General features: G+C 62.3%; 4 protein-coding genes and 2 pseudogenes. 2 read left to right on the top strand and 4 right to left on the bottom strand.

What is annotated here, in order from left to right; all coding sequences use genetic code 11:
• Nucleotides 1–738 precede the first annotated feature (738 nt).
• Complete coding sequence (locus ALC15_RS47040) at nucleotides 739–912, bottom strand: hypothetical protein (protein ID WP_244486498.1); 174 nt, start codon at nucleotides 910–912, stop codon at nucleotides 739–741.
• Between the two features lie 62 nt (nucleotides 913–974).
• Here ALC15_RS47040 and ALC15_RS40750 point away from each other — a divergent pair.
• Nucleotides 975–1,267, top strand: a pseudogene (locus tag ALC15_RS40750) (transposase); the annotation flags it as partial.
• A gap of 142 nt (nucleotides 1,268–1,409) precedes the next feature.
• On the opposite strand, the gene ALC15_RS40745 reads toward ALC15_RS40750, so the two are convergent.
• From ALC15_RS40745 to ALC15_RS40735, 3 genes are read right to left on the bottom strand one after another with little or no spacing between them, the layout of a single operon-like run.
• Nucleotides 1,410–2,498, bottom strand: coding sequence for a hypothetical protein (locus ALC15_RS40745; RefSeq protein WP_050632126.1), 1,089 nt, complete (start codon nucleotides 2,496–2,498; stop codon nucleotides 1,410–1,412).
• Nucleotides 2,495–2,932 carry a type II toxin-antitoxin system VapC family toxin gene (locus ALC15_RS40740; protein WP_050632125.1) on the bottom strand — a complete coding sequence of 146 codons (438 nt, stop codon included), beginning with the start codon at nucleotides 2,930–2,932 and terminating at the stop codon, nucleotides 2,495–2,497. The genes ALC15_RS40745 and ALC15_RS40740 overlap by 4 nt, the downstream gene beginning before the upstream one ends.
• On the bottom strand, nucleotides 2,929–3,207 hold the full coding sequence (locus ALC15_RS40735; protein WP_028337909.1) for a type II toxin-antitoxin system Phd/YefM family antitoxin: 279 nt from the start codon (nucleotides 3,205–3,207) through the stop codon (nucleotides 2,929–2,931). Before ALC15_RS40735 ends, ALC15_RS40740 begins: the two co-directional genes overlap by 4 nt.
• Before the next feature lie 559 nt (nucleotides 3,208–3,766).
• On the opposite strand from ALC15_RS40735, the pseudogene ALC15_RS48125 reads away from it, so the two are divergent.
• Nucleotides 3,767–4,284, top strand: a pseudogene (locus tag ALC15_RS48125) (IS110 family RNA-guided transposase); the annotation flags it as partial.
• Nucleotides 4,285–4,664 lie beyond the last annotated feature (380 nt).

The following is a 4,664-nucleotide window of genomic DNA, read 5'->3' as shown; positions in this document are numbered from 1 at the left end:
TCTAGGGCGGATGAGCTGGGGCATATTCGGATCAAGTTGCGCGGTATCCTGCGGCGACGAGATGGCTTAGACATTCATCCGGGCGTGAACGTATGGGCCGCCCCGCTGCAAGCGTCATGATGGATCGTTTGAACAGTCTACACAGACGTATCCGGTATGTCGGCCTCTGGCCACTGCGAAGATGGAGACCGGCCAGATCGTGGACAAAGGTGGCGGCGGAGAGCGGCGAGTCGACCTCCCGCCCAGTCTTGTAGCGCGAGCATTCGATTCCAACCAAGGATCGCCTCCGCTGATGGCCTGGTCGATCGTGGGGGACGTCGATCGGCCCCCTCGGGCCACAGCCTCTCGTTCCAGGATTCGTAGCCCAACTTGTCGGCCTGACTGATCAGCCTCTCGCCCTCAGCACGCGTCCTGTGCGTCCTGCGAATCGAACCATCCTAGGCTCACGACAGGGAACCGGCCGCTTACACGCGCTACAACAATGTCGACGTGCCGAAGGAGCATTTGCTCGGCCCTCAGGGCGGCGGATTTATCGTCGCCCAACCGAGTTATCGCGGCCGGCTGGTTCGAGAACGCCTTTGATCGAGCTCGATACGCTTACGATGAAGTTGAGCGACTTCCAGCCGAGCTTGGTCACCTTGCGGATCGCTTGGGCACCAAGTTGCCATGGTGAAGAGCGTATCCGCTCCGGAGTCCTTCAGCGTAACGATCTCGGAATCTACCGTCGGGTTCGAGGTTTCATAAGTGACTTTCCTTGACGATAATGGTCGATGCTTTTTCGCCGAGCCCGTCTTTGAGGCCCTTCACATAGTCGTTGCCGGCGTCATCTCTGGGAAAAAAGCGCCAAGTGTTCGCCGTCAGGGCCTGTGAGACAAACAGGGGGAATTTGCGGAGGGAGGATTTCTGGTTCATCGTAGCCACTAGGAGCGAAGACGAAACAGAAATCCGGACCGGCCAAAGCGTCGGCAGACCAAGTGCTAAAGGACATTCGGCGCCAGACCCGCCGTATTCGGCGGAAGAGAAGATCCGCATCGTGCTGGAAGGATCGCGCGGCGAGGAGAACATCTCCAAGCTTTGTCGCCGAGAAGGCATTGCCGCCTCGATGTATTACGGCTGGTCCAAGGAGTTTCTCGAGGCCGGCAAGCGCCGCCTGGCCGGCGACACGGCACGAGCTGCGACCTCCGGCGAGGTCAAGGACCTCCGCCGGGAGGCCGGCGCCTTGAAGGAGGCCGTCGCCGATCTGACCCTGGAGAACCGTCTGCTCAAATAAAGGCCGCGCGCTGCGGGAATGGCTTCGAGCGCGCCGACATCAAGAAGGGGCGGAGAGCGCATCGAGCTGCAGCCCACACCGAGTTTCGGGGGCGGAGACCAGCGCGCGAGAGGTGACGTCGTCCATCGGCAGCGCTCCGTCAGAAGCCGTAGGTTCGATCGGCCCAGCGCAGCAGGACGCGGGCGTCGGGGTCGGGCAGGCGCACGCGCTGGGCCTTCAGGCCTTCAGCGATCGCGTGCCCGACATCGGGATCGACCCAGTGGCCATGGGTCATCAGGAAGAACCAGCCGAAGGGCAGGCCGACCTCGCGGTCCACGGCCTCGATCCGGTCCATCAGCGCGTGCACCGAAATGTCCCCCGTTGTGAGCAGCCGCTCTTTCGGGGGCTTCAGCGGTCGGGGAATGAAGCCGACTTCGCGCTCGCTCTTGTGGGTATAATCGCGGGCATCGAGGGCCCAATGCGCGAAGATGTGCTGCGGTCCGGCGCTCGATTCCTCCCAGTCCCGGAAGAACCGCAGTTCGCGCGGCACAAAGTCGAAAAAGTCCGGGACCGCCTCCAGAAACGACGTCTCGCGCGTTCCTTGGGGCCCGACTTCGCGGATCACGCGCTGCTCCAACTCGGGCCGGTTGGCCTCCCGCTTCTCGCGCTCGACGCGGCCACAGCGATCGAGGAAACTGCGGACGTGGATCACCGCGCCGCCGGCGCGATCGAGCAGGCGATAGAGCGGACCGGCGAGGCGATCGGAGTCTGGGAGCTGGTCGGTGCGAGGCCAGCTCGGATCGAGCAGCTCCTCCTTGCCATACGGGCGGTAGTTGGGATTGACGATCGGGCCGGCGCGCCACTCGATCTCGCGGCCGAGCGCTATCTGAACGTAATCGGCGACACCCGGCCCCGTCGGCGCCGACACGAAGACGCTGGTGCCGCGCCATTCGGTGATCTGAAGATCGATCTCCTTCAACCGCTCCCAGACCGCCGTCACATCGCCATTTTCCTTGGCCAGTTCGGCAATCATCCACGGCCGCAATTCGCCAAGCCGCGTGCCGTCGGGACGCAGAACCGATCGGGTGTCGCGCCAGTAATCGTCATCGATCGGCGCGATGCCGAACGCGAAGCCTGGAAAGGCTATCGTCAAGGCTGGGATCAGGTCCGCGTCGGCGGACGCCGGACCGAGGCCAGCCAGGACGGTTTCGAGCGAAGCGGCGTCCGGGAGGCGGGCAGCGACGGTCATCCCAGCGCTCCTTCATCGGTCCAGGGGTTCAAAAGCGGCACACCCAGCGGCGCAAAATCCTTGGTGTTGCGAGTCGCGAGTACGAGCTCCCGGTCGAGAGCAGTAGCCGCAAAAAAACCGTCCATGACCGAGAGCGCAAAGCCGCTCTGTCGGGCTTGCGCCATCAGATCACCCCAGCGCCCGGCGATCGCCGGGTCGATCGACAGAATCCGCCTGGCGAAGCGCGCCGGCAGATCCTCCGCGAGCCAGGCGGAAAGCGCCTCGCGACGGCGGCCGTCGTCCATCAGGGCAATACCGCGCCGGAGTTCGGCGATCGACGCAACGCTGATGAAGGCCCGGTCCTCGTCGATCGTATCAAGCCACGCGAGCACTTTCGGATCGGGCGCCGGCCGGCGAACCTCCGACAGCACGTTGGTATCGAGCAGGACATTCATAGATCAAGGTCGCGCGGCTGATCGCGAACCCGCTCGAGATCGAGATCGGCATCACGCAGCGGCGAGGCCATCAGGAATTCGGCGAGCGTGCCCTTGCGGTCGGTCTTGCGCGCCCATTCCTCGGCGGAGACGATGACGACACTGGGCTTGCCGTGGCGGGTAATGATCTGCGGATCGGTCTGGGCGCGTTCGATCACCTCGGAGAGGCGCGCCTTGGCGCCAGCCACGGTCCAATGGTCGGTTTCGGGCGCAGGGGTCTTTCGGGAGGCTGTCACGATCCGCTCCTATGACTATAGTGACCAGCGTGACTATAAGCTGGATCGCAGCGATTTTCAACAGGTACCGAGTGGGGCGCCGTTCCGCTAATATCGGGGAGCGAACGGAAGGAACTGTCATGTCACGCGAAACAAACCAAGACGCCGCCGGCGGCGGCTAATGAGGCCGGCGCGGTCGGCCGGAACCAGCGGGCTCGTGCTCCTGGCGGAGATCACGTCCTGTTCGGGGCCGTTGAGCGCGGGGTTGAGGTTGGGATGCCGTCGGCGCAGTTCGCCAGCACGCCGATCACGCGGATGCCGGGTGCAGCCTTCAGGATCGGAATGATCTCGGCGTCCCCAGTAGGGGGCGAGCGGATCGGATCCGTCCCCGCCCCCTGGCCCCTTCTTCTGGGATGGCGGACGCGCATCGCCCTCGATCCGATACGCACTCGCTTTCGAGAAACCCGCCTTGGCACCGATCACCAGATGAGATGGGATGGTTGCCACCCTCCCCAGACGGGCATCGTAATGTGCCAAGAACGTGGTGTTTGAACCACGAAGCGGAGAGGACGGCAAATTGATGGATACGGTGATCGGAGTGGATCTGGCAAAGAACGTGTTTCACCTCCACGGGGCATCAATGGCGGGGCACTTGAAGTTTTGAAAGAAGCTGTCACGGCTCCAGTTTCGGAAGTTCATGGCGGAGCCCCCCTCGGCAGTGGTGATGATGGAAGCCTGTGGCAGCGCCCACTATTGGGCGCGGGAGATGGTCAAACTCGGCCATGAAGTGAAACTGATCGCGCCGCAATATGTGAAGCCTTTTGTGAAACGCCAAAAGAACGACGCGGCTGATGCCGAAGCAATCGTGATCGCGGCACAGCGCCCCGAGATGCGCTTCGTCGAGCCGAAATCGGAAGAACAGCAGGCTAGAGCAGTGCTCTTTCGGGCTCGGAAGCGCTTGTTCATCAGCGCACTGATCTGGCGAATGCATTGCGTGCTGTTTTCTACGAATTCGGCCATATCGTCCCACAAGGAATCGAACAGCTTAAACGCCTCGAGGGGATCCTCGAGGACTCGAATAGCGATCTGCCCGAGCTCAACACAGCAGCAGACAGAGTCTCTGGCAGCGTGGTAGAAAGGGAACAGGAGCGGTCAGTTTCCAACTAACAAACCGGTTCAAGCGGTCCCGCTCCGCGGGTCCATTTCAGAGTCCTGACATGCATTCACCCCGGAGAAATCCGCGAGCTACCTCGACAATTCAGGCTATCGAACCTAATTCTATGACGCCACCGGACGGGACGCGCATTTTGTAATGCGGGAATGAAACGTTGGCAGCAACTTACCATATGTCCGATTGTGCGACAAGTTCTTGTTCACCGCGCAAGGGTCTAGGATCGCGTCTTGGCGCAAACCTGCCGGCGTCACTGAGATCGCATGATGAGCTCGTCCACGAGTCTCCGCGACTTGAAACTCCTAGG

Origin of the sequence: Bradyrhizobium viridifuturi (assembly GCF_001238275.1) — a bacterium.
GTDB classification, from domain to species: domain Bacteria; phylum Pseudomonadota; class Alphaproteobacteria; order Rhizobiales; family Xanthobacteraceae; genus Bradyrhizobium; species Bradyrhizobium viridifuturi.
This window is presented reverse-complemented; position numbering and strand designations above follow the sequence as displayed.